The organism is Paenibacillus cymbidii (genome assembly GCF_004764705.1).
GTDB lineage: Bacteria > Bacillota > Bacilli > Paenibacillales > NBRC-103111 > Paenibacillus_AN > Paenibacillus_AN cymbidii.
Window position 1 is genome coordinate 79,070 of the sequence record NZ_SHLX01000020.1, and the last position, 25,372, is coordinate 104,441.

General features: G+C 55.4%; 14 protein-coding genes. 5 read left to right on the forward strand and 9 right to left on the reverse strand.

What is annotated here, in order from left to right:
- Positions 1–65 precede the first annotated feature (65 nt).
- The 7 genes from EXY20_RS24800 to EXY20_RS24830 all read right to left on the reverse strand — a co-directional run bounded on the left by EXY20_RS24800 (position 66) and on the right by EXY20_RS24830 (position 14,232).
- A complete protein-coding gene (locus EXY20_RS24800) occupies positions 66–1,397 on the reverse strand; it encodes a sulfatase-like hydrolase/transferase (protein ID WP_207671334.1) in 1,332 nt (443 codons plus the stop codon).
- A 1-nt stretch (position 1,398) separates the two neighbouring features.
- Positions 1,399–5,253 (reverse strand): fibronectin type III domain-containing protein, encoded by a 3,855-nt coding sequence (locus tag EXY20_RS24805; protein ID WP_135554815.1) that lies wholly within the window; start codon positions 5,251–5,253, stop codon positions 1,399–1,401.
- A gap of 97 nt (positions 5,254–5,350) precedes the next feature.
- A complete protein-coding gene (locus EXY20_RS24810) occupies positions 5,351–8,797 on the reverse strand; it encodes a glycosyl hydrolase family 28-related protein (protein WP_167859492.1) in 3,447 nt (1,148 codons plus the stop codon).
- Between the two features lie 94 nt (positions 8,798–8,891).
- A complete protein-coding gene (locus EXY20_RS24815; RefSeq protein ID WP_167859493.1) occupies positions 8,892–10,433 on the reverse strand; it encodes an extracellular solute-binding protein in 1,542 nt (513 codons plus the stop codon).
- 97 nt (positions 10,434–10,530) lie between these two features.
- Positions 10,531–11,406, reverse strand: a complete 876-nt coding sequence (locus EXY20_RS24820) for a carbohydrate ABC transporter permease (protein ID WP_135554818.1) — start codon at positions 11,404–11,406, stop codon at positions 10,531–10,533.
- A gap of 9 nt (positions 11,407–11,415) precedes the next feature.
- On the reverse strand, positions 11,416–12,417 hold the full coding sequence (locus EXY20_RS24825) for an ABC transporter permease (RefSeq protein WP_235886183.1): 1,002 nt from the start codon (positions 12,415–12,417) through the stop codon (positions 11,416–11,418).
- Positions 12,418–12,561: 144 nt separating this feature from the next.
- Entirely contained in the window at positions 12,562–14,232 is a 1,671-nt protein-coding gene (locus EXY20_RS24830; RefSeq protein WP_167859494.1) for a helix-turn-helix domain-containing protein, read from the reverse strand.
- Between EXY20_RS24830 and EXY20_RS24835 the strand changes: the two genes are divergently transcribed.
- Complete coding sequence (locus EXY20_RS24835; RefSeq protein WP_167859495.1) at positions 14,215–14,823, forward strand: hypothetical protein; 609 nt, start codon at positions 14,215–14,217, stop codon at positions 14,821–14,823. The two genes, EXY20_RS24830 and EXY20_RS24835, sit on opposite strands and share 18 nt — an antisense overlap.
- A gap of 323 nt (positions 14,824–15,146) precedes the next feature.
- The gene (locus EXY20_RS24840; RefSeq protein WP_135554821.1) at positions 15,147–15,689 is read left to right on the forward strand and encodes a hypothetical protein; all 543 of its coding nucleotides are present in this window, start codon (positions 15,147–15,149) and stop codon (positions 15,687–15,689) included.
- 205 nt (positions 15,690–15,894) lie between these two features.
- Here the strand turns inward: EXY20_RS24840 and EXY20_RS24845 are convergent, their stop codons facing one another.
- Together EXY20_RS24845 and EXY20_RS24850 are read right to left on the reverse strand one after the other, a co-directional pair.
- A complete protein-coding gene (locus tag EXY20_RS24845) occupies positions 15,895–16,317 on the reverse strand; it encodes a VOC family protein (RefSeq protein ID WP_135554822.1) in 423 nt (140 codons plus the stop codon).
- 237 nt (positions 16,318–16,554) lie between these two features.
- Positions 16,555–19,929, reverse strand: coding sequence for an S-layer homology domain-containing protein (locus EXY20_RS24850; RefSeq protein ID WP_167859496.1), 3,375 nt, complete (start codon positions 19,927–19,929; stop codon positions 16,555–16,557).
- 249 nt (positions 19,930–20,178) lie between these two features.
- Between EXY20_RS24850 and EXY20_RS24855 the strand changes: the two genes are divergently transcribed.
- The 3 genes from EXY20_RS24855 (at position 20,179) to EXY20_RS24865 (ending at position 25,186) form a co-directional block, all read left to right on the forward strand.
- Positions 20,179–22,767 (forward strand): LuxR C-terminal-related transcriptional regulator, encoded by a 2,589-nt coding sequence (locus tag EXY20_RS24855; protein ID WP_135554824.1) that lies wholly within the window; start codon positions 20,179–20,181, stop codon positions 22,765–22,767.
- 208 nt (positions 22,768–22,975) lie between these two features.
- The gene (locus EXY20_RS24860) at positions 22,976–24,130 is read left to right on the forward strand and encodes a helix-turn-helix domain-containing protein (RefSeq protein ID WP_135554825.1); all 1,155 of its coding nucleotides are present in this window, start codon (positions 22,976–22,978) and stop codon (positions 24,128–24,130) included.
- Positions 24,131–24,211: 81 nt separating this feature from the next.
- Complete coding sequence (locus EXY20_RS24865; RefSeq protein WP_235886184.1) at positions 24,212–25,186, forward strand: ABC transporter substrate-binding protein; 975 nt, start codon at positions 24,212–24,214, stop codon at positions 25,184–25,186.
- The last annotated feature ends 186 nt before the right edge of the window (positions 25,187–25,372 follow it).

Below are 25,372 nucleotides of genomic sequence, written 5' to 3' on the forward strand. Positions count from 1 at the left end.
CGATGTCCCCCCTATTCGTTGAAAGTACTCCTTGCAGCAAGCCCGATCCGCGCCATGTCACCGGATCATGATTCAATCGTTGTTCCTTGCCGAGAAGAGGCAGGTTGAATCGTCGCGGGGGCTTCTCCCGCCTCCGCCATCCGCCGGAGAAGCCTTTGCCGCAGCTCCTTGACAACAGGAACAGCCGCATCGCGCAAGATAAGATTGTCGAGCTCATACGGATCCGCATGCAAGTCGTACAGATATGCTTCTTCATAGAGGTCCGAACAGGAGTCGCGCACCGGATCCTTGCCGGGGGCAACGACCCCGTATTTGTACCGATCGGTGCGAATAGCGCGGCCAACCTGCGTAACGCTGATCTGGACGAACGCTTCCTGCGGCCGGTTCTGCGACCGTTCGCCCCGCAACAGCGGCAGCACCGACTTGCCTTGCATCTCGGCGGGAATTGCAATACCCGCCGCGTCCAGCAAGGTGGGCGGCAAGTCGATCAGGCTGACCATCTCGCGGACGGAGCCGCCGCCTGTGAAGCGCGCACCATACAAAGCCGCCGGCACGCGAATCGAACTTTCGTGGCAGGAACGCTTGTATTCGGCGTTGCGGGTTTTGAAGTGACAGCCGTGATCGGACGTGAACAGCACGATCGTATCGTCCAGCAAATCGAAGCTGCGGAGCGTGTCGAACAGGCGACCAAGCGCTTCGTCCAACCGTTTGACCATGCCAAAGTACCCGCCCAAATGACGTGCCGCAGTGCCCCCAAGCTCCGCCAGATCCGGCGGCATCCAGCGGCCGGTATAGCGTTGCTCGTAGCCGTATGGCGCCGGATAGTTGTCGGTGTTGTTCTGCTGGTGCGGCTCGAGGAAGGAGAGAAACAAAAAGAACGGCAGTGTGCGGTTGTCGGCAACGAAACGAATGGCTGCGTCAGCCAGCGCATCCGTGCGATAGCCTGGCAGATGGATGCGGTCTCCGGCGTCGTCGTAAACAACCGCCTCGTATGGCTGCGACGACAATTCCAGCAAGTTCGCGGCAAGCCAGTATTCGTAGCCCGCGCGCTGTCCGGGCGGAACGGGCTCCTCCCCGGCAAGATGCCATTTGCCGATATAGCCGGTCCGGTAACCGGCATCGCGGAAATGATGAGCGAGCGTTCGGCAGTCGGGCGGCAGCGGAATCCCGTTGCGATAACACCCCGTCTTCGTGGCGTATTGGCCGGTCTGCAAGCAAGCGCGCGCCGGACCGCAAACCGGCTGGCAGGTAAACGTGTGCATCAAGTGTGTACCTTGAGTGGCCATCCAGTCGAAAACCGGCGTCAAGCCGAGCGGATTGCCGTGAATACCGGTCGAGTCCCATCGTTGCTGGTCAGTGAAAAAAACGATCACATTCGGTTGCTTCCCGTTCCCCATATCAGGCATCCTTCCCGTTCCTCCGATCGGCCGCGGCCCGACGCGGATACGCCAATACGGGCTTGTCGTCATTTGCGGCAAAGTCAAAGCCTGCATATCCGTATTCGTGCGACCGGGTATCGCGCCGGAACGTTTCCTCCGGCAGCGGGTCCCAATCCGCTGGACCGCCGGGCCTGGTATCGAGTGCGATGCCAGGCGATCCTTCGCCGTTGCCGTTCACAGCGGAGACCCGGTACGTCCATGTCCGTTCGCGAGGGGCTCTATCATCCGTGTAGCGGATCGTTTCGCCTTCATAGATCAGTTCAACCGACTCCCCGTCTTCGCTGCTTCGGTACAGGCGATATGCAGCCGCTCCCGCGATTTCTCCCCAATCCGCCTCGACGGTATGTTGCCCTCTGCGCGTCAGACGTAGGCCGGTCGGTGTACGGGGAAGCAGCGACGTTGTGCTCGCCTGATACGGATCGGACCAGTCGTTCTCCGCCTGCAACGACGCCGGCCGCACTTTCACCCGGTAATCGGTGTCCGATTTCAGCCCTGACAAATCAAGCACTCCTCTCTCCGGTGTCGCGGCGATCGTGCGCCAATAGCTCCCGCAATCGTTGCTGTACGCCACTTGCATCGTGTTCTCGTATGCACCGTCCAGCTTTAATCGCAAGCTGTTGGGATATGCAACGGACGATACAATGCGAACTGGCAGCGGCAGCGGTTCGCCGGATGTCCACTCCCACCTGTATTCACCCGGCTCCAGGGCGACGGCAAAGGTCAAGCCTTCGCTGTTGACGAGGCCGCCGTTGACGTACAATCTGCCTCCCGCCGACTGCTCCCGGCGGCATTCGACCATTACCTTGCAGGCATCTCGCAGCATCCAGGTACCGCTGGCGTTGCCGTTTCCACAATCCAGGACGAAGCCAACGCTGGCTCGCACCCGCCCGCCGGCGCCGCTTCCTTCTGCTGCGCCGGCGATGGCCAGCTCGATGCCGCCGGCACCGATCCGTACGCCATCGAACAGCGCGCCTTCGATTCGGCCATCTCCGTGATATCGCAGGATGCCGCACCTGCCGTCAAACACGTTATCGTCCTCGCGAAACCGGATGCGGCTGCTGTCGCGAAATACGTAATCGATTCGCCCCGGCAACTCGACAAGCGCGCCGTAATCCGTCTTATGCACGCGCATGACGGCCGGATCGCGATGGCTGACGACGGTCAGGAAGTGCCCTTTCCCATCATATTGCCTGCCTTTGCATCGCGGACTGTACCGATCCCGATACGACGGCGAACGATCAATAGGCACGCCGGGATCGATATCGCTCGGCGCTGCTCCCGGCGTCAGCTGCCAAATGGATGGAAACGGCTCCTCGCCGTGCACGAACCAGGTGAAGCGTCCACTCACTTTTTGGTCGCCGACCTCGTCGTACACAACGATGTAGTCGTTGCCCGACAGCAGTACGCTGCGCGACCGGTAATACGGTCGCGCCGAAGGACCGGCCAACGCGCAGGCAAATTGGGCAAACATATGGTCGTACAACGGCCCGCTCAACTCATTTCTGCCGATGCAACGATACTCGTGACCGACCAATACACCGAAGTTGGTGCATGACTGTACATCGCCGCGATTCTCGTCGCCGACATCCTCCGGCCCGTTGTGGCTGAAACGTTGTCCTTCCGCGTAATAGTAAATGACCCCATTGCCGCCGGCCGCTGCCCGGCCCCACCGATAATTCGGCCCCTCGTCGATCTGCTGCAGCACGACGCACATTTCGTCCGGCCGGTGAGAGGCAGCCCGCAACACGAAGCCATAGCCGGTAAATGCTGCCGAACGAAGGGGGACCGGTACGCCCTTCGTTTCGTTAAGCGGCGTATCCAGCAACTGCGACCATACGTCGGCGGCATGCGGCTTCTTGGAGAAGCCCAGCGCATCGCGCTGAACTTCGGCAAGCAGCCGGGCGCCAAGCAGCGGACGGTAATCAAGCAACAGCATGCCGAGCAAACGCAGCTCATAAGGGGCGGCGAACAAAAAACGCTCGCATATTGCACCGGAGTGGGCTCCTTGCGGCGGATAAGTCCGCTTGCCTTCAATCGACGGGCTCATCGTATGCAGCAGCCATTCCGCCAGCGGCTCGATGCCCGGCACGAGCAGCGTGTCGCCCCCCCATGTTTTCTTGATGAGCCATGCCGTACGAATCATCGGCATAAGTGCCGCCCATGCGTATACGCCGATATTTTCCGTCCAGCGCCCTCCTTTCGTCTGCCATACCGGCACCTCGGGCCGAACGTGATATTTCACATTCAGCGCAGCCGCCCGGGCAAAATGATCGCGCCACTTGCTTCCGTCCGGATGGTTGGGAAACAAGGCGGCCATCATGCCCGGAACCGCAATCATGTCGGCGAGAAAGTTGGGGTGGCCCGCCAACATCGTACGTACCGGCATCGCATATTCGTCCATATGCACATAGGCCATAAAGGCGCTGGCTGCCTTGGCGTCGCGAAACTGGCGTGCGGTCATGTCCTTGGCGGTCATATCCAGCATCGGCACCCAAGCGAAAAAGTCGCGCGCGCTGCCAGGATTGATTTCGTAGATGCGGTTCATATTTCCCGCCAGCTCGCCGATCATTCGCTCCATATGGGCCGGTTCCGGCAAGCCGGGGCAACCGAAATGCGCAAACTCGCTGCTTTCGCCCGGTGCGCACGGCGCAAAAAAGCGCGGATAAGCTTCCTGCGGTTCATCCCACTCCAAACGCCAATCTTTGACCTTGTCGAGATGCAGCAGCTCGTACCACAGGTCGAGATCGTGCACATACGACCCGAGCGGCGACTGCTCCTCCTTTACAGCGGGATAGAGGGCAATCGCTGTGCTTCGCGTTCCGGACGCAAGCGGATATCGCCAGCTTAACCGGGGATCGACGTCCGCTTTATCACTGCCGTAATAAAAGGTGATGCTCAGTGCCGTATCCGCTCCCCACAACGCAAACTTGCCGTCATCCCAGCGATCCGTGCGGCGAATAAAAATGGCGGCCGCGCAGTCATGCGCGCGATCGACGAAAGCGGCTGTTTTGCCGTGCCACCACGAGATCCAATTGCGATACGGGAGCAACATGAAAGGCAACTTGCCCGTCTCGTCCGCATAAGCGTCGATGCGCTCCTTCGACCGGCGCCGGAAGCAGCGGCTTTCCGGCATAAAATCTTCCCAATGAATGATCAGCGCCGCGCCGTCCGCGCTATCGAAACCGGAGATCGTCTCATCCAGCTCGACAAAGTCCATTTCTGCGATGACCGTCACCCGCAACGTGTAGGTCGCGCCGGAAGGAAAGGAATACCGATAAGCCAATCGGCAAAACAACGGCCCTTGCGCTTCCACATCGAACGTAGCCGCATCCGGCATCTCCGGTGTCATAACGACCGCCTGTGCCCGGACGCCGGTACGTTTGCAGCACAACATAAACGGCTTCAAGGCCCCTTCCCTGCTTACGGTATGACCGGCTTCCATAGCCAGTCTGTCGTTTTCGACAAGCGTGAACGCTTCCTCACGCGTCGTTCGCAGACCTGGGGCGACCGAATGCATGCCATCCTCATTTGCGGGGGAACCCGATCCATTATCGTAGTGCAGGCGGAATGTTCGCAACGAGCCTGTTGGCAAGTCAGCCATCGCGTATAAGACCGCTTGTCGTACCTCTGCATCCTGAAGCTCGGTCACTTCCAACTGATAAGGAAGCGGTACATCCGATTCATCGGTCACCCTGAATCGACCCGAAATCGCTTCGCCAGGGGCAAATACAAGCGGGTACGACAGCAGCGTTGTCGGCCAGCGATACGCACGATGCTGCAAATCGTCCCGTAACATAATCGTTCTTACCGCCATTTGGTGTGCCTCCTTGATGGTTGACGCCTTTCTTACTCCAACACAAAAGGGAGCTATCGCAGCGAAATCCCGGATAGCTCCCTCCCGCGAAGCTGCATCAATCGTTCTCTAGCGTTACGGTATTGACGCTGCCGGTGCCGCTTGTCAGCGCGCCAACGCCAATCGTATGATTTCGGTAAATTAGCGTGCCGTCCGATCCTTTGCCAACGCCGATGCCTGCGTCGTAATCCATGATCGTATTGCCTTCTACCGTAACATTGCGCGTGGTTTGCGGATGAACGGCTGCCTGCACCTGTCCGACTTGGATCAGAATGCCGACTGGCGACGTATTGTCCCCGTTGCCGATCAACACGTTATTGCGGATGTCGAAGCCGTACATCATCGTGCCGTAATCGCCTCCCGTAACCAGATGGATGCGCGAATAAATCCGTTTGTCCGGCTTTGGCCCGCCGCGCAATACGTTCCCGTCAAGCCGGACATAGAAGCGAGCGTCCGTACGCGGCGCCCCGTGCGCCGTCACCTGAAATCCTTGCGTATCGACGCCGGTATTGTCCTTCATCACGCCGTCCGCCACGTGTGCATAGAACTGGAACGGTCCGCTGCTGTTCACCGCCGCATTTTTATAGAACGTAATGTTCGCGTTAGAATTGACGACAGAAAATTGACTGGTGCGATCGGGCACAATATCCCACGGCTTGTCGACGGTAATCGTATTGCCGTCCGCATGGACGAAATTGCGGTACTGGCCCATGCCCCGACCGCCTACGATCAACACAAGCGCCGGCGCGGCACGCAGCGGTCCGACAACAAGCGGGCCTGCTTCCGGCGCCGTTTCAATCGTCGTTTCCGTTCCCGCAAGCACGTCGCCGTAGGCCCAGAAAGCCGATCCGTCCGCTCCGAAAGCTTCGCCGTCGTTATTGTCTAAAGACCCAACGTTCTGCACAACATTGTCGTACACATAGGCGTTGTTGCCGATAAACGGGCCGTGCAGGCCATAATCGTACTCGGGATGGCCGATCGTGATTTTGTGCTCGAAGATCCCATAGCCTTGAGCCGCTCCTCCGGTACCCTTGGCCATTTCGAACTGATTGTCGCGGATGGTGAAGTACGAATCCACATAACTGACGTTCATCGTCGCCGCAAAGCCGCGGAAGCTGTTGCCCGTCATAAGCAACCGTTCGTGACCGATAAAACACACCGCATTGCCCTGTCCGGTCGTCCCGGCAGGATCGATCGGGTAGTCGATGTCCACATTGTGCATGAAAAATTCGCTTGCCGTACGCAAGGTGCGATCGGCTGACTTGCTCCAATCGTGGCCGATCCAGAAGAAAAACGACGGTCGTATCCCGGTCGTTTCGTCCATCGTCACCCGCAGCTCGGCAAATCCTTGTTTGCCCACCGTCATGCCGTCGCCGGTTGATTCGATGAAATTTTTGCTGGTGTCGTTCCCCGTGTACATCAGTACGGAAGTACGGCGGCTTTCGCCGAGCAATACGATATTGGCCGGCATATTGATCCGCGTGATCCGGTAAGTGCCGGACGGGAAATAAACGACGCCTCCGCCGGCCGTATGCGCCGCGTCAACGGCAGCTTGTACGGCCGCCGTATCGTCGGCCGCATCGCCCGGATCTGCGCCGTAATCGAGCACGCTCAACTGGTTGCTCCAGTTGAAATCGCGCGCCCACGCAACACCGAGACCGAGCGGATCCGCGCCGGGGGTGACGATGGTCAACTGCTGGCCATTGTCCAGCACCGTCCAGTTCGCGCCATTGTCGTTGCTGATCTCCACCGTGTACGTTCCGTTCGGAACGTCGGCGCCAACTGTAAAATCGACAGCAAACGGATTGACGTCCATCACCACTTGCGTGTACACAGTATCGCTCGCGCTGTGCAGACGGACCGCCGTGTGCCGGGCGGCGCCAAATTCCTCACCGTCGAGGTTGCGGCCGACCAGCTTCATTGACAAGCCGGCATTAGCCTCGCGCTCGGACAAAAATAAAGGCCGCGGTCCGTTCAGCAGCAACGAATCGCTCCAGCCATAACCGTTCTTTACCCATACCCGGTATACGCCGGCCGCTTGTTCATCCGGCAGCTTGGCGACGACGAAATAACCGTCGGCATCCGTTTGCAGAATGTCAAGCTTGGTCGCTTCGGCAGGAGATACGCTGGAGCCGTCCGCAGGAGCAATCGCTACTTCGACTTCGTCGTCATCGATCGCATACCCATTGATCGATATCGCTCCGCCTGGCGATACCGCATCCGACAAGCGAATGATTTTCGGCGGCGCTGCCCACGGTGTAATCTGCACGGTAAGCGGCGCCGTTTCGTCCCCGCTGTCGAAACCGTTCACATCGTCTGGAAGTACAAAAGCTCGGATCGTATAGTCGCCAGCGTAAGGGAATGTATATACCGTCTCCGCTACGCCGTAAGCGTCCGAAACCGCCGAACCAAGACTGCTGCCGATAAAGGTACCGACATGCTCGCCCGACAATTCGAAATAAACCGTCCGTCCGGCAATCGGCGCCGACGCGTCATCGGTTAGCAGCGCCTGAATCATAAGCGATTCTACTGGACCGTCCAGCGTATACGCATACTGCGACAATGTGACTGTCGTCGGCTGGTAAGTCGGAATGGTTACGCTGTATGTGGCCGAATCGGCAGAAGTCAACCTGCCGCTCACGGATCGCAGCACATAATCGTACGTTGCGCCAGCTTCGAGATTGTTGTCCACATAGGACGTTTCAGTCCCGTTCACGACGGCAATTTCGCTGAACTCGCTGTCCGCATGTTTTTTGCGGGCGATGCTGATCTTGTTGTCCGTATCGCTGTTGCTCCATGTCACAATCGCTTTGCGCGGCAGGCCGTACGTTACCGACGTGACCGAAACCGTCGATGCCGGAACCGGATCGAAGAAGAAGCCTTGGGTATTGGCAGCGCCTTCGTTCGCAGTCACTTTCAGCTTGAAACTGCCCTGAATCATAAACTGGGAATAAATTCCTGCGTTCAAGTTGCTCTGTACGACTGTTCGTGAAGCAAGCAAATGGTTGCTCAGATCGTAAATTTCCAAACGCAGATTAATGGCCGGCGTAATGGTCGCATAGGAGTAAACGGTAAACAGGAACGGTTCCTCACCGGATACGGTAAACGTATGGTCGACGGACCCGGCATCCATTAGCTTGCGGGTCACGCCTGATGGCGCGACAAGCGCTCTGGCATCCGTACTCGGATTTTTGCGAACCCAGTAACCGTTGTTGTTGTTCATACTGTAAGCGGATACATACGATGGCAATTGGACCGCATGCGCAGGCTTGTAAGTTGGCCAGCCCGCCTCCCTGCCATTCGTTGACGTCGTCGTATAGAACGGCATCACATACCCGTCACTGCCGTACACGCCGTTCCAGCTTCCGTTCGTCGTCTTGTCTTCGCCTCGGTAGATCGCTTCGTGGGCCGGATCGGCAGATGCGACAGGTGTTATGCCCAGTACCGATACAATCATGGCCCATATGGTTAATAACCAAAAGTGGCGTGACCGAATTCTTTTCATTAGTACACCTCCATGTTTGATAGAAATGAATCCGGTGCGGCGCCCGGGACCGGCCAACCTCTCCATGCCGGCCGATCCGCGGGAGCGGGATTGATTATTTATGCAAGCTGTTGTACAAATCGTTCGCTTCCTTCTCCAATTGGGCGCCTCCCATATCGTTCCACTGCTTGACGAATGAATCGAAAGCCGTGATCGGCAAATCGCCGCGAATGATTTTGGCATACGTTTCCGTTTTCAGTTTGGTTAAATCACCCCAATATTTTCCTGAAGAAGGAAGAATGTCCGACTTGCCGAATACGTCCCATTGCGCCGGTTTGCCGTATGCTTCGCTGATGTCGGTCACTTTTTTTCCGGTGTATTTGCCGTTCAGGTCCAATCTTGCCACGCCGCCGAAAAATGTTTGTCCGAACGCAATCCCCTCGGCTTGCAGCTTTGCCGTGTCGTCGTACGGAGACAGCTGTTTGACGCCGTCGTCGAGGTTTTGCCCATTGGCGAAGTCCCAATGCTTCCCCTTCACCCCGTATGCCAACCTTACATACGTTTCTTCGTCCGTTATTGCGCTTTCCATAATTTCCAGTGCCTTCTGCAGCTTCTCCGGTTGTTTCTCCAGCTGCTTGCCGAATACGTAGATGCTTCCGGCTGTCCCCCACGACCAACCGCCCATCTTGCCGGCCGGTCCTTTGGGCATCGTACCGAAAGCAAGCTTGCCTTGCGGCGATACTTTTTTGATCGCGGCTATGGCCGATTTCGCATTGGTTTCGTCCAGATCGAAGACGCTGCCATTGTCGTTGAAGGCGTATTTACCGTCGATGAACTTCGTGCCAAGGTCTTTGCCGGTAATAAATTCGGGATCGATATAGCCTTTTTTATACCAGTCGGCCAACAAGGTGAGCGCTTCTTTCGCTTCCGGCACTACCGCTCCGTTGACAATTTTGCCATCCTTCAGCATCCACTGGGTGGGCATGACGCCGTAGGCGCCGAATATTTTTTGGAAGGCGGCGTAATACGAATTGCCATTGGTGTTCATGCCATATACATTGATTTTTTTCAGCGCTTCGAAAGCAGCGGTCATTTCGTCAATGGTAGCCGGCACCTTGGTGATGCCCGCTTTCTCCAACAAATCGGTCCGCCATTCGACCGGGGTCGTATAGTTGCCGGTGTACAACGTCGTCAAGCCGTAATTTTTGCCTCCCTGGGCGGAATAGAACCACCCTTGCGGAGCATCTTTGTCAAGCGCGGCTTTCACCTTCGGCGCGTACTTGGCAATGGTATCTACCGGCACTTCGGCGAGCAGACCTTGATCCGCATATTTCTTGAGCGTATTCGGATCGAGCACAAGCATGACATCGGGCACATCGCCTGACGACAACATCAGCTGCTGCTTGTTTACGTAATCGGCCGCGGGCACAACCGTCGGCTTGATGACGGCGTTGAATTTCTGATTCACATAAGCAAGCGCTTCCGCATTCTCCAGCATGCCGCCGCGAAACAGCCATTTGAGCTCGACCGGCGCTTTCGGTGTTGCGCTTGCTGTTGGGGAAGCTGTCGTGGCGGAAGGCGCGACGCTTGCTTCCTTGCCGCTCGACGTGTTGGACGTGTTGTTGGACGAACAGCCGGCCAGAACCGCTGTGCTCAATACGGCGACCGCCAATAAACGTGTTCCATCGACCCGTCCCAATGTTCTCCGAAACATGGAAACATCCCTCTTTCGTTATCGTTTGATCGTCTGCGCGTTACCCCTTGACAGAGCCGAGCATGATGCCTTTGACAAAATAGCGTTGAATGAACGGATACACGAGCAGAATCGGCAAAGTGGCTGCCATCAGCGTTGCCGCTTTGAGCGTCTCGGACGTATATTCGGTACGCCGCATCAGTTCCTGTGTAGTCGCAAGCTGAAGCGATTCTTCGATTACCGTTCGGCGGACAAACAACTGAAGCACTTGTTTGCTGCTGTCCTGAATGTAAATCATGGCGTCGAACCAGGCGTTCCAGTGGCCGACACCCGCCCATAGCGCCACGACAGCCAGAACCGGCAGCGAAAGCGGCAAAATAATGGCTCGATAGATGGTCCACTCGCCTGCTCCGTCGATGGTCGCCGATTCGAGCACCTCTCTCGGGATCGCCTCAAAGAAATTGCGCATGACGATGACGTTGAACGCACTGACCGCACCAGGCAACACCAACGGCCAAATTGTATTGAGCAAACCGAGTTGCTTGATCAGCAAGTACCCGGGTATAACACCTCCGCTGAACAACATGCTGAACACAAACAGCCGCATAATCCACTTGCGGTGCGGGAACGTCCGTTTGGCCAGCGGATACGCAGTCAACGAACATAGCAACAGCGTAAACGCGACGCCAACCACGGTACGGACAATCGTATTCCCATAAGCCAGCGCGATCCCTTGCTGCGTAAACACCTTCCGATACGAATCCAGCGTCGGTGCCGAAGGAATCAGATGAAGGCCGGGCAACTGGGCGTCCGTCGGGTTGCTGAGCGAAATCGTCAGCGTGTACAGGAACGGATAGAGCGTAAAAAAACCGAGCAGCAGCAAAAATGCCGCATTGAACCAATCAAATGTGATTTCGCCTGTCGTTCGTTTGGCCATATCGCCACCTCACCATAAGCCCTGGTCTTCGTTGTACCATTTGACGAGCCGATTGGCTGCAATTACGAGCAGCAAGCCGAACACCGAGCTGAATATGCTGGCCGCCACACCCAGTTGATAATCCATGGACAGCAGTCTGCGCAGTACGTACGTGTCGAGAATATCGCCGATACTCGATGTCGTAGGCGTGGTCAAATTGTAAATTTGATCGAAGCCGACAGACAGGAAATGACCGATCGACAAAAGCAGCATCGTCGTGATGACCGGTGTGATCGAGGGCAGCGTGATATGCCAGATGCGCCGCCATCTGCTTGCTCCATCCGCAATAGCGGCTTCGTACAGCGTCGGATCGATTGCCGCCAATGCCGCAAAATAGACGATCGATCCCCAGCCTATGCTGTGCCAAATGTCTGAAAGGATGATAACGCCATAAAATTTCTCCGGGTCGATCAGCCAATCGATCGGTCCGATCCCGATCAAGCCGAGCAATTGATTTAACCCGCCTGAGCGGCTGAGAAAGGTGAACAAAATGCCGGACAAGATCACCCATGAAAAAAAATGCGGCAAATACGAGACGGTCTGCACAACCCGACGAAAAGCGACCAAGCGCACCTCATTCAGCAAGATCGCGAGTACAATCGGCGCGGGGAACACAAACACATATTTCAACAGCGAAATGACAACCGTATTTCGCAACGCATTCGTCAGCCCATGACCGGAGAACATAAAACGGAAATTGTCGATTCCGACCCACGGACTTCCCAGAATGCCTTTCGTCAGCTTGTAGTCTTTGAACGCAATGAGCAACCCGTACATGGGGACGTAATGAAACAGCAGAAACAACAAAAATCCCGGCAAAAACATGATGATGGCATACTTGTGCGCGCGGTAGGAACGAATCGTTCGCCTAAGCGCCCCCTTCGCATGTTGCCTGGCGATCATTCGTCCCGCTGCCGCGCTAGTTGCGTGATTGTTTTCCTCGTCATGCCGCAACAACGTTGACCTCGCCACCTTCACACCCCTCTTTCGTTTTATTGCCGCTTGTGGCCACAGGCGCGCCGACTCGACTCGTTCGGCACCTCCTACGGTACTTGCATTCCGATTCCTCCGCCATTCACATTTATTTGGCGGGTGTGAGGCATGCATCCGGCATTGTTAAGGGGTGTGTTGTGTCCGCTCCGGTGTTCCCGATTGATGTTCGCGGTATTCACCCGGCGTGATATCAAACTTCTTCTTGAACACGCGAAACAATTGCTGCACACTCGTATAGCCAATCGCCTCCGCCACCAGAACCAGTGGCAGATCGGTTTGCGTCAGCAGTTGCTGCGCCTTTTCGATTCGCTTGTTCGTCACGCGCTCGATAAACGATTCGCCCGTTTCCTCCTTAAACAGCTGACTCAAATGCGACGGACTGATGCCAAGTTCGTCCGCGGCCAGTTGCAAGGACAAGTCGGTGGCATATCGTTCCTCGATCAACTCCAGCGTTCGTTCGATCAAGTAGGCTGTTTTGCTCCGTTTTACGGATTCAAGGAACGAATGCATCGCCGGGAACAACGTCACGTCCATCCAGCGCACGACATCGGAAAGTGTTTTCAATTGGAAGAAGGTTTCATACGGATTGCCGCCAAATACTTGCGACAGGTCGTCATGGTAGCTTTGCCCCAGTCGGACAACGGCGACAAGCAGCTGCATGCAGCAGGTCTTTATGGTGGCCGGCGGGCAATTCTCTTGGTCGAGCGCCTGGCGGAACGCATCAAGCTGCAGTCGGGCCTGAGTCAAATCTCTTGCCCGTAAAGCGGCGAGCAGTTGCTGTTCGATTGTCGATGGATACGGAATCAGTTTCTCCTCCATAATGGATGTGCTTTGCAGCGTCAGCACAGTGTCTCCCGCCTGACCCCATTTGCCTTGCAGAATCTGCAGTGCCGCTCTGTAAGAGCTGGCAACGTCGGCAATGGCCTCGACAATCGTGCCGACGCCGATGGTAACGGTCATCTTCAAATAATGTTTGACTACAGTACGCAATTGTTCGGCGAATGCCACCGCCTCCTGTTCGACAGAGGCGGTTTCAGCCATGTTGAGAATGATGACGGCATGCCAATTGGTTAGCAGCGTACCAATGGCCATTGTCTGCCGATTGCGGCTCGCCAGCTCGTCTGCAATATTCGTCACGGCGAACGAGAACAGGGGATCTTCGCCGGAAAACCGTGCGTTGCCCGATCCCAAGTCCATTTCGACGACAATGACGACATAACGAGCGTGCGGAAACAATCCGATTCGCGTATCCTGACCAGAGATCTTCGATAAATCCACTGCATTGCCATAAATAGCGGCGTACATATAATGGGTCTGAAGCAGCGGCAAACGTGATTGGGCGAGGATGCGGTTGTCCATGTTCTCTTGCACCAACTGGAGAATGTGATGTTCCATGTTCTCGAGCGAACCGTCGATTGGCGGCGTATCGCCGGGTTTGGTTTGCCCTGGGGGAAATAACCGTTCCGCTACGCGGCGAACCCGTTTTTGAAACTGGTTATGACTGAAATAGGCAGAAAGAATGGCCAACACCACCAGCGCGATCGAGATAAAGACAAGCAGCCGCTTGAATAAATCGACACTTTGACGAGGGACGCTGGCTGGTACCGTCACGACGTAAGTCCAGCCGGTGTAGGAGGAGCGCATCATCGACACGAATAGGCCACGCGTTTGCAGCGTACGTGTCCCTTCCAGCGTCGTTTCATTGTCCAGTTCAGCTTGAACGCCGAGAGCCAGTCGGCTCGACGAGTTGATCCCGCCGGTGGCAGATATAAGCGTATGCTGCTCGTTATACACAAGCAGCGTTCCCGACTTCTCCATCGGCAAGCTGCCGATAATCGAGTCGAGGAAATCCGCTTTCATATTCACGATGAGTGCAGCCTTGGGCCGATCGGCGAAATACGGCAACGGAATATCGAGCAACTGGCCAACCAATTCAGCTTGCAGCCGTCCACACTGGAAATTGTCAATACGGGCATGATTCCTTCACTTGGCACGACGTTCGCCGCCAACAATTTGATCGCTAGCCTCGCCGTCATGAAAACGTCGGTGGACTACATCGACTCCGTCTATCTGTTTCATATCCCGCAACAATTGGTGTTTACGAGTAAGCTGCTGACCAAGCTGGGGGAAAAGCGGCTTTTCAGCGATGAGTCATGGCTGGACAAGCTGGACCAGATGACGACGGAGAAAAAACAACGACTGTGGGTGGCGCCGCGGGAAATAACGGACAATGGCGAACAGCGACCGGTACTTACCTATTTGTCGGTGTTTCCGCATCCGCGTCTCCGTCTGGTACATGATCTGGGCCAGATTTTTTTCGGCGAACCGATGGATCTCTTCCTGCACCATATGCGTGCCAAGTTTGTAGATAATCGTTCCGAATAGAACGACGGGAATGATGGAAAGCAACAGTAGCTTCGGAATCGGGATTCCCGTAACATGGAGAAAACGGCTGTCAACAAGGAAGGATTGTGCAAGCATGAGCGGTATGCGGCTGCGCGGCATTTCAAGATGGATCACCCAAACTAACTATTTTTCGTTTTGGAGCGCACCTTGCTTTTCACTTCTTGTTTCTTTGGGGACGGTTTCAACTATTCTCCATCAGGCGAACCCGGGGCATTCGCTCCGATTTCCTTTCGATTGTTGGGGAACTCTGCTCTATGCTAAAATAAGAGGGAAAAACCGGAAATTCGGGGAGATTGGCTATTATGAATAAGAGATGGGTTTGCGCGACGGTTCTTGTTCTGCTGCTGGCGGTATTGGCCGGCTGCGGCGGATCGAAGACGGATGTGCCGATATTCATCATGCCGAATAGCGGCATGGCGCCGGAAACGGCCCGGCAGCTGGAACAGTCGCTGCAAGGCTTGATTGGCGAGAAACCGACGGTTTCCGTCCAGGCGAGCCCGCTTTTCAATTTGCAGAAGCTGATGGTCGAGATCGCCGCTGGCGACAACGGCATCGTGATCGTACCGAGAGGACAGTTCGTCAATTTCGCCCTGCAAGGCAGTTTGGTCGTCCTGGACGATGTGTTCGATCCGGCCCTTTACCCGGACGGCGTCATTACGCCGGAGCCAGATCCGAAGAAGCCGGACGTCAAGCCTGGCATGCATTTGTACGGCGTGCCGGTGACGGATGCCAAATGGTTAAAAGATGCCGGGTACCAAGGGGAAGTGCTGTATGCCCTCGTGCTTCCGCGCGCTCCTCAAGTGGACGCGGCCAAACAAGTGCTGAGCTCGATGATCGGTAAATAGCTGCTGCTTGCGCTGCGGCTTCGTAACGATTGGCATATGCGCCACGCTGCTTTCGGGCAGCAGCGTGGTTTTGTACTGTTTGGACCGCTGCACTATTATGGACAATTTCAAAGCCTATTCCGAACAAAACTAATCTTCGCAAAGAAGACGCCGGCGAAGTGCCCGGCGTCTTCCCTTGTTAATCCAAGTATGAGTGCGCTCTTCGTTATCCTTGACCTTGAGCTGGCTCCGTGTTCATGTAGTTGATTGCCCACATATGGCCGTCCAAGTCCTCGAAGGCCCAATGATACATGAATCCATAATCCTCAGGTTCTTCGTACGATTTCCCGCCCAAGGAGACCGCAGTATTCACGATTTCATCCACCTTTTCCCGGCTCTCGAAGGCCAATGCGATCGTCATTTGCGCATACTTTTCCGTATCAACGGTTTCCTTCTGCGTGAGCGACTTTAAAAGTTCTTTGGTGAGCAGCATGACCTGCAGGTTGTCGCCGATCACGATGGCTACCGACTTCTCATTATCGGGGAATTGCGGGTTGAGCTCGAATCCGAGTCCGATAAAGAACGCCTTCGATTGTTCTACGTTGTTTACAGGCAGATTGAGGCTCGTGAATGTGGACGTTAATGCCATTTTTAAACACCTCATCGTCAAATTGGTTTGTTGTCATTGATGCTTTCGTTTTTATAGACGAAAGCCGATCCGGGAATTCATCGGTCTACCGTTTGCTCCATGAATCATTTCGTTAGATATTTCGCCACTGGCACAAGTATCTCCTTTGTTACAGCCCAGCAAAAAATACTGATAATCTGTTACGAGTATGACGCGCGAATCGATGACTTTGAGCGGAAGCGATTGCTGCCCGATGAATTAGTCGATCATCCCCAGCGCTTGGAGCGTTCTGATGAAGACGACCGCCGCTTGTGCACGTGTCGATTCACTCTTCGGACTGAATGTATCATCGCCTGTGCCCGTCATGATTTGGAGCATCACCATCAAGCGAACATCCTCCAGGAAGGCTGCACCGACGCTTTCAATATCCTTGTAACCGTCCAAACTTTCCCTATCCTCGGTAAGCGGGAGCTTCTCGATGCCGATGGCGGCCGCGAGCATGCTCGCCATTTCCTCGCGGGTCAATGGCTGATCGGGCTTGAACCGATTGCCGTTCGCAAAGCCCAACAGCCCGAGTTCCTTTGCAGCGGCTATTTCCCCAACATACCATGCGCCTTGTTGCACATCGTCATATGACGCGACGCTGACATTCGACGTCCCCCGTCCGAGCGCCCGGACAAGCATCGCAGTGAACTCGGCTCTCGTCACCGCTTGGTCCGGATCGTACATGCCGCCGCCAACGCCTTCGACAAGCCCTTTCACCGCGGCAAGCTCCACGAACGATTTGCCCCAATGCTTCTGCATATCCGCAAAGCTCGCTGAATTTTCCGCCACAAGGTACACGCTGTTCGAATAAGAACGAATCAACACATACCATACGCCCTCTATCTGCATCTTATTGGCTGCGACAAACGCAAACTTGTTCGTCGATTCGTCGTAGCGGAACGCGCCCCATTGCTCCGGCATGACGGACATGTCTTTCGGCATCGGAATCATCCTTGTGAGCGCCTTGCTGAACGTATCGGCTGGGCCGATCGACAGACCGGTTTTCGCGTTTATGATCTCGATATGGAAATCGACGATTGCGCCCCGTATGGAGCCGTTCGGCAAACCGTTTGCCAACGCTTCCCGAATTTCCTTATTGCCGGACTTGTCCGATAAAGTGATCTTGAAGCTGATATCTTCGGCTTGGAGCTTGTTCGCAGCAAGCAAATCTTCCAAGCCCGGGATTAACGACGCTATATGGACCGGGACTTGATAGCTGCCGTATGGTGCTTTGATTTCGATGAAAAATTCGGCGTTGCTGCCTTCCAAGTCGGACAAAACGGCCGCCGGAATGCTGATATAGGCGACGCCGTCCTTCGGCGTCACTTCCAATGTAACGGACGGCTTGGCCGTATCTATCGCAGAAGGGTCCATCTTGATGCCGTTCTGATCGATGAACGGCTTCATCACGGCAGGCGTGGTCACGTTGCCGCCGCTCGGGGACGCTGCCGGCGAATCCGCCGGGTCTACGAAGACTGTGCGCGTAACCTCCGCCGCAGCGTTACCCGCCAAGTCGGATACGTTATACCGCAAGACGTAGGTTCCGGGCGCGGATGTATACACCGTTCCGGTCACCGCGATCGGCCCGTTGACTCCCGAACCGCCGGCGTCCGTCGCCGTTGCCCCATCTTCCGTATACCCGCCGCCGGCCGTCAGCCGCAAACTCGACGGTCCGACGAGCGTCATAACCGGCGCCGTCTTATCGATGTTCACCGTACGGTTGTGCACGGACTCGTTGCCCGTCTGATCGACAGCCTTTACAACGAACGGATAGGTACCGCCATTATGGAGTACGATAGGGGCCGTATAACTGTTCCACGCCGCTCCGCCGTCAAGCGAATACGTGACAGTGGTTACACTGTTCGTATCCGATGCATCTGCAGAGACGGTTATCGTCCGATTCGTCCACGAGTTATCCGTATAGAGGCTCGAATCGGGTTTCGTCATCTCAATGGAGATCAACGGGCCGGTATTGTCCAGCCGGAAACGATTCGATCGCAAGTTCGCCACATTGCCTGCCATATCCTCTGCCCGAATGTGCAAGTACCACTCTCCGTCGGCATCGCTCTTCGTTAACGTGGCCCCATTGGCGAATGAAGTCCATCCGGCAGCCGGAACGGACGTATCGGTCGTCCATGCGTATCGAAGCAAGCCGCCGTCTACCCCGCTTCCGGAATCGGTCGCCGTGACCGACGTCGATGCCGATTCCGCCCAGCTGTCGTTGCCATTCGTCCCGAAGGCGATAATCGGCAGGTCGGCGTCCACGAAGAAAGTCTGCGGCGGTGCAGAGACAGCCGTATGATAGGTATCCGCAGCCGCGATATGCAGCGTGTATGATCCGCTGGGCAACCCGGCCAGCGATATCGATCGGGCAATCGACTGGTCCGATCCGCTCGCGTAAGTATGATAGGTTGTGCTGGATACGGTCGCGTTCAAACTATTCTTGACCGCGAAATCGATTGTCAACGCTTCTCCGATACTGAAATCCAATATCGTACCCGTCACCGCCAACTCAGCGCCATAAGGCGTACTCGCGAGCAAATTAATGTTTATGCTCGGTTGGAACGGCAGCAGGTACGGATTACTTTCCCCTTCCCTGATGCCCCATATGCTTGTAAAGTCCCACCCCGAGCCAGAGGCATAAAACGTTTCCTTCTGCTTCATCATTGCCGTCGATTTGCCTGTTCCACCGTCGCTGATTGACGTTCCTGAAGTACCCGTGTCCCAAAATACGGAAGACAACGTTGAAATGCCGGCCGCGTTAAACCCGATCAAACCGCCCTTGTAAGCGGACGCGCTAACGCTTCCCGTCGCAAAAGCGTTCGAAGTCGAGGAAGCGTAGCCTTGCTGCATGCCGACCAGACCGCCCGCGTAGTTTTGCGATGCCGTTACATCGCCGATCGCGTAGGAGTTCGTTATCGTTCCTTCGAAGTTTTCGCCAGTCAGGCCGCCGACGCTTAATCTTCCGTTTACGCTTGCACTCGCACAAGATTCCGTTATTTGCCCTTGATAGCTTCGACCTGCCAAGCCGCCGATGTTAGTGCCTCCGCCGAGTATATACCCAAAAAAAGGATCGTAAATCTGCCGAGCATTGCCGATTATAGTGCCGGCCGCGCAGCTGTTCGAGATTTGCCCGCTCAATTCACCGACTAACCCGCCGACAATAGAATCGCCGCTGACTTGCGCGTCAACTAACTGGATATTTGCCAGTTTTCCGGTTGCGGCTACCACGCCGAACAACCCGACGTAATCCACGAGCGGACGTTCGATCTTCAGGTTGCGGATCGTATAGCCGTTGCCGTCCAACGTTCCGGTGAAAGGCGATACATAGGTGCCGATCGGCAACCAGCCTCCGTCGTCCTCGCCATACCCGGCCAAATCGATATCCGCCCCCAGTTTATAGTGAGCGTTCAATTCATTGCGAATGTAGGACAGATCTTCAGGGGTCAGGATGATATAGGGATGATCGCTATCCGCTCCGCTGCCCCCGCCGCTTGGAGCGGCAAGAGCCGTCCCTGTCCGGAAGGACGCCGCGAGAGGCTGCATGACGATCGAAAGCATGAGTATGTATAGACAAATCTTTTTCATTCTTTGCGAATTCCCTCCCATTTCGACAAATTTTCATTCTAAGTTTACTTTGCCTACTTTTATCGGACAATTCACCCTTGGGGGTATTTTATTCAGATGGATATACCCCCTATCAACGGATCTATTTTCATCTACTGCGTTTCTTGATATATTTTAGTTGTAGTAGAACAACGCAACTGTACCCTACTGACAAGAGCGAAGAAGGATTGAGTGTACACATTGACATAAAAAAGACAATGAGGAGTCGAAATGTTCTCTTCCGCATCCGTTGATGAATCCTACCGGTTGTTCCGCGCTAAATTAATTCCGCCGGCGCCAATTCCCCAGCCGCTGCTCAGGGAACGGCTGTTTTCCAAGCTAAGCGCGGCATGGAAGCGCAACGTGACCGTCATTACGGCTCCCGCCGGATATGGCAAGACATCCCTCTTGCAAAGTTGGGCGGACAACCAACGGTTCAACGTTCGCTGGCTTCGGCTGGATGCGGACGACAACGAGCTGCGGCGCTTCCTCTTCTACTTCGTGCATACGCTTCCCTTTCCGTCCGAAGACGAGCAGTCAAGCTGGGCACGACGAATAATGGATACGGATTCGGAGCGGTTGCCATTGGAGCTTGAACCTATTGCGGCGCAATGGATTGCCGTGCTGGACCGGATCGAGAAGCAGCATTTGATCGTAATGGACGGCTTCGAATCGATTCGCAACGCTTCCATAGTGCGCTTCCTCACGTTATTCTTCCGATACAGTCCGCCGCACCTCCATGTTATTTTGTCCGGCAGAGAGGTGGCAGATACCGGCATTAGACCGACCGAAATCGACGAAACCGGTTATATTGACGCCGAAGATCTGGCTTTAACGGACAAGGAATTGTACGCTTACCTTTTTCAACGAACATCGGTCCGTTTAACGGAGTCTGAAATCGGCGATTTGATGCAACGCTCGCAAGGATGGTTCGTTGGAGCAAACGCCTATCTCTCCCTCGTTCGGAATCAAGGTTACCGGAGCGGCGATCCGCATTATCACGGCCAGGCACGGCAAGAAACGACGGCATATTTCCGCCATTTGATTCGAACGGAAGGCACTCCTGACTTGTTAGCCGCCTTGCTGCACCTATCGGTCGCCCGGCAGCCGGACGAAACGCTCGCCAAGCTGTTGACGGAAACCATCAACCCTGCCTTGACCCTTGCACAATTGGCATGGGAAGGATGGTTTTTGTTCCCTGCGCGTCATCAACCGGGCCAGTTCCAATTTCATCCGATGTTCGCGGATTTTTTGCAACGGGAATTACGGGAATCGTCCGGAGAGACTTACTCGGCATTGATGTGGAAATGCGCGATTCATATGGAGGAGACAGGGCAAATCTTCAAGGCGATCGAGCACTTGCAGGACGGAGGCTATCGGAGGCAGGCAGCCGATCTGCTGTTTAAGTACGCGGCTGAACTGATGAGGGACAGCAATCTGAAGCTTCAGCTCGAACGATTTACGGAAGCCGAATTGACGGAGCGTCCGGGACTTGCCGTCATGTACGCCAATAAACTGATTCACGCGCGCAGGATCAATGCCGCCGAACATGTCGTCAATTTGCTGAACGAAGTAGTAGCAGAAGATCCGGATATCCTATTTCCCCCTACCGGTGAACGACTGAACGGTTACTTGGCGTCCCTTCGATCCATGATCCACTTTTCCAGAAGAGAGACCGATCTTGGTCTGAAGTATATGATCCGGGCGGCGGATGAACTTGGCGGTCCCGGCAAACTGCATCGTCACGCGCTCTATTTCCATCCGCATACCGCCTCTCTGCTCAGAGGAAAATACGGGCATTACGGGGTACTCCAATCCGCTCGGGTCACGTGCGAATATTGCATTCCGCGTTGGGGGCGGCAAGATACGGCCTTCGCCGTCATGTTGGTCTGTATGGGAGAATGCTGCTACGAAGAGGGAATGCTGATGCAAGCGGAGGAGCATCTGCGGGCAGGCTTGCAGCTTGGTTTGGATTTGAACAAACCGGGCTTGTTCGTTCCCGCCTATCTGGCATGGGCGCAGCTGAAATACAGCAAAGGCGAGAAGGAAGCGGCATGGGCTGCGCTTCGTGAGGCGCGGAACCAATTGATTCCGCTCCAACTCGGAGAAGGTCTTGCGGTTGTCGATGCGTGCGAAGCCAAGCTGAGGATCGAAGAACAAGATATCCGTCATGTAAGACAATGGATGAAAACGGCTTCCATCCGCTCGCTTCCTTCCGTTCCGCCGGATCGGATGTTCGAAGCGTTCGTCTTGCTGCGGGCGTACTTATTTATCGGGAAAACGTCCGAAGCGTTAACGCTCGGGGAAACGCTCCTTCACGCTTCCTTGCTGGTCAACCATCCGAAAGATTTAATCGAAGCGCATCTCTTGTTGGCGCGAATCCACCGCATGCAAGGGGAAGAGGAACGGGCGTTGGAGAAACTGAACCGCGCCTTGTCGGAAGCACATGCGCAGGGATATGTCCAGATGATAAACGACGAAGGATCGGCATTGACCGACCTGCTTCTTGACCATAACAAGCGCAATCGACAACAGAACAATCGGGAACTGGATGCGTTTGCCTCCACGCTGCTCCAAAAGATGCGGATTCCCAAAGAAGGCAAAGAGAGAACGGCGAACGCTGCACTCACAGCCATCCTTACGCGACAAGAGCAGCGCGTGTTTCAGTTGCTTATTGAAGGAGCCTCCAATCGAACGATTGCAGACGTGTTAGCCATAACAACCGAAACCGCAAAAAAGCATTGCAGGCATGTGTATCGCAAGCTGGGCGTTGCGAATCGGAAGCAGGCCATTGAACAATATGCACGGCTGAATAACTAAAATTCGTTCGCTCAATCGCCGCATGTTCGTTCGCTGCTGCTGTCAACAACTGCTGCTTACCTGTATATTGACGGTGCCCCGATCGTTCATAATCAAAAGTGGGTATAATCGGTCCACGTCCATGCCGCCACCATATCGATAATAGCGTGCGTTATGCTATAATCAACGAAGGTGATAATGATTCTCATCGAGGCAAGGAGACAGAACGATGCAGCTCGCAATGGAAAAACCGGCCGATAAAATAGAAAAATCGATCCGCTACATGGAGGAGCATCTGGACAAGCCGATCACGCGGGAGAAGCTCGCTTCCATCGCCGAATTGCATCCGGAGCATTATTCACGCATGTTCCGCAAGTGCAAAGGCATGAGTCCAAGCGAATGGCTGACGAACGCGCGCATGGAGAAAGCGAAGACGCTGCTGGCGCAGGCGAATGCTTCGATTCTCGACGTTGCACGCAAAGTCGGCTTCCCCGACCCGTACCATTTCAGCCGCCGTTTCAAACAAACTGTCGGCGTCGCTCCCTCCCATTATACCGATCGCCCCTCATCGAGGACGATCGCCATCGACTGTCTGGGTCATTGCCTCGCGCTGGGCGTCGTTCCGTACGCAGCTAATGCCGCTTGCGCCGATTTTGCCGGCAGCGAGGGTACCGGCGGCACGCCGCACATGATCCACGAGGCCGACGGGCAGCACGCCATGATGAACCGTCTTCTCGCGTTGCAGCCCGATCAGGTTATTTCGCCGCGCAAAGATTGGAATCGTACGCTCAAGTCCATCGCGAACGTATGCGAATTTCAAATGTTTGACGAACCGATCTACGAACAGTTTCCCCGTATCGCCGCGTTCCTGAACAAGGAGCGGGAGGCGGCGGTTTGGATCGAGCAATATGAAGCAAGACGCGATCAACTTCGTCAGCAAGTCAAAGCGGCAATCGGACGGGAAAGGGTCGCCGTCATCCGCATCCGCGAAGGACTGTTGCAAATGTACGGAATTCAAACTATCGGGTACCCGTTGTACCGCTCGCTCCAGGTAACCCCGCCGGAACGAATCGCCATGACCGGCTGGTGCAATGGCACGTTCCATTCCAGTGTCATCACGCTGGAGGAGCTTCCCTACTATGCGGCGGAGCATCTGTTCGTCGTACTCGGCACGGAAGCGGACAAGCAGCTGTGGCTCCAAATCGCCGACACCGGCATATGGCGGTCGTTTCCTGCCGTCCTGTCTGGCAATGTGTACCCGATCGAGGCGAAGCAATGGCTGCCGTTCGATCCACTCTCCATCGCAAGGCAAATGGAGCAAGCGGCGCGGCTGCTCACCGCAAGAAACGACAGACATCACAAATATCCATCACAGATGCAATGAGCGTCCATGGATTACCTGCCGCGATCCACGCTACAATACGTACTGAGAATAAGAATCATTTTCGCAATGGAGGTCATGATGTTGGTTGTCAACAAGATTCGCCTGCCGTTTATCGCCCTCGCCGTCGTTATGAGTCTGCTGCTCGCCGCCTGCGGCAGTTCCGGCAAGAACAGCGCTTCGCCGTCGCCCGAGGCAAGCAAGTTGCCGGCCACGAGAACCGTCGTCGACGACCTGAAGCGCGAAGTTGTCATTCCGACGTCGCCCAAACGAATCGTCGCCGGCGAATTCGCTCAAGAATTGCTGGCGCTTGGCGTAACGCCGATCGGTTCGGGGGAGAACGGATTCAAGGTTGTCTTCACAGAAGCGCAAATGAAAGGCGTCGAACGGATCGGCGATCCGCCGAGTCCGGAGAAAATATTGGAACTGAAGCCGGATCTCGTCATCGCCTCCACGGTGTTTCTCGACATCTACAAGACACAGATGGAGAACATCGCCAAAATTGCGCCGGTTTACTACATTTCGTTCGACCAAGATCCGATCAACGACATCTTCTCGAAAGTCGCCGATCTGGTCGGCAAGCAGCAGGAAGCCCGCGACTGGATCGCAAGCTACAACAAGGAAACGACAGCGGCGCGGGAGCAAGTGAAGACGGCGCTCGGCAATCAAACCGTCTCTATCTTCCGCGTGGAGAAAGGCCGTCTGCGCATTTACCTGAACCGCAACTTCGCCGGCTACATGCTGAACACCGGCCTGCAGGTCAAGGCGCCCGATGCGGTCGCAGCCGAAATCGCCAAAAACAAAAACGGATCCGCCATCGCCATTTCCATGGAGCAGCTGCCCCAGTTCGCCGGCGATCACCTGTTCCTGATCGTCCGCGGCGAAGGAGCGGACAAAACGGCATATGACGAAATTGCGCAATCCGCATTCTGGAAAAACTTGCCCGCCGTCAAAAACGGCAACGTCCATCTGCTCGACACGGACAAATATTACGGTTCCGATGTCGTCACGATTCGCGAAACGATGAAGGAAGCCGTCAGGATGCTTACCGGCAAATAAGACGCCATTTGAATCCATCGTGTAAAATAGGCTGCACAGCGACAAAACAGGCCTTCCCATCGGAACGGCCTGTTTTTATTTTCACAGCTCGTCCATTGATCGGCCGCGATTAAATCAAGTACCCCTTAGCCACGCATACGTTGAACCGATAAGGTTCTCCTTGTGCAGGCCAAGGGGCGTTAGTAT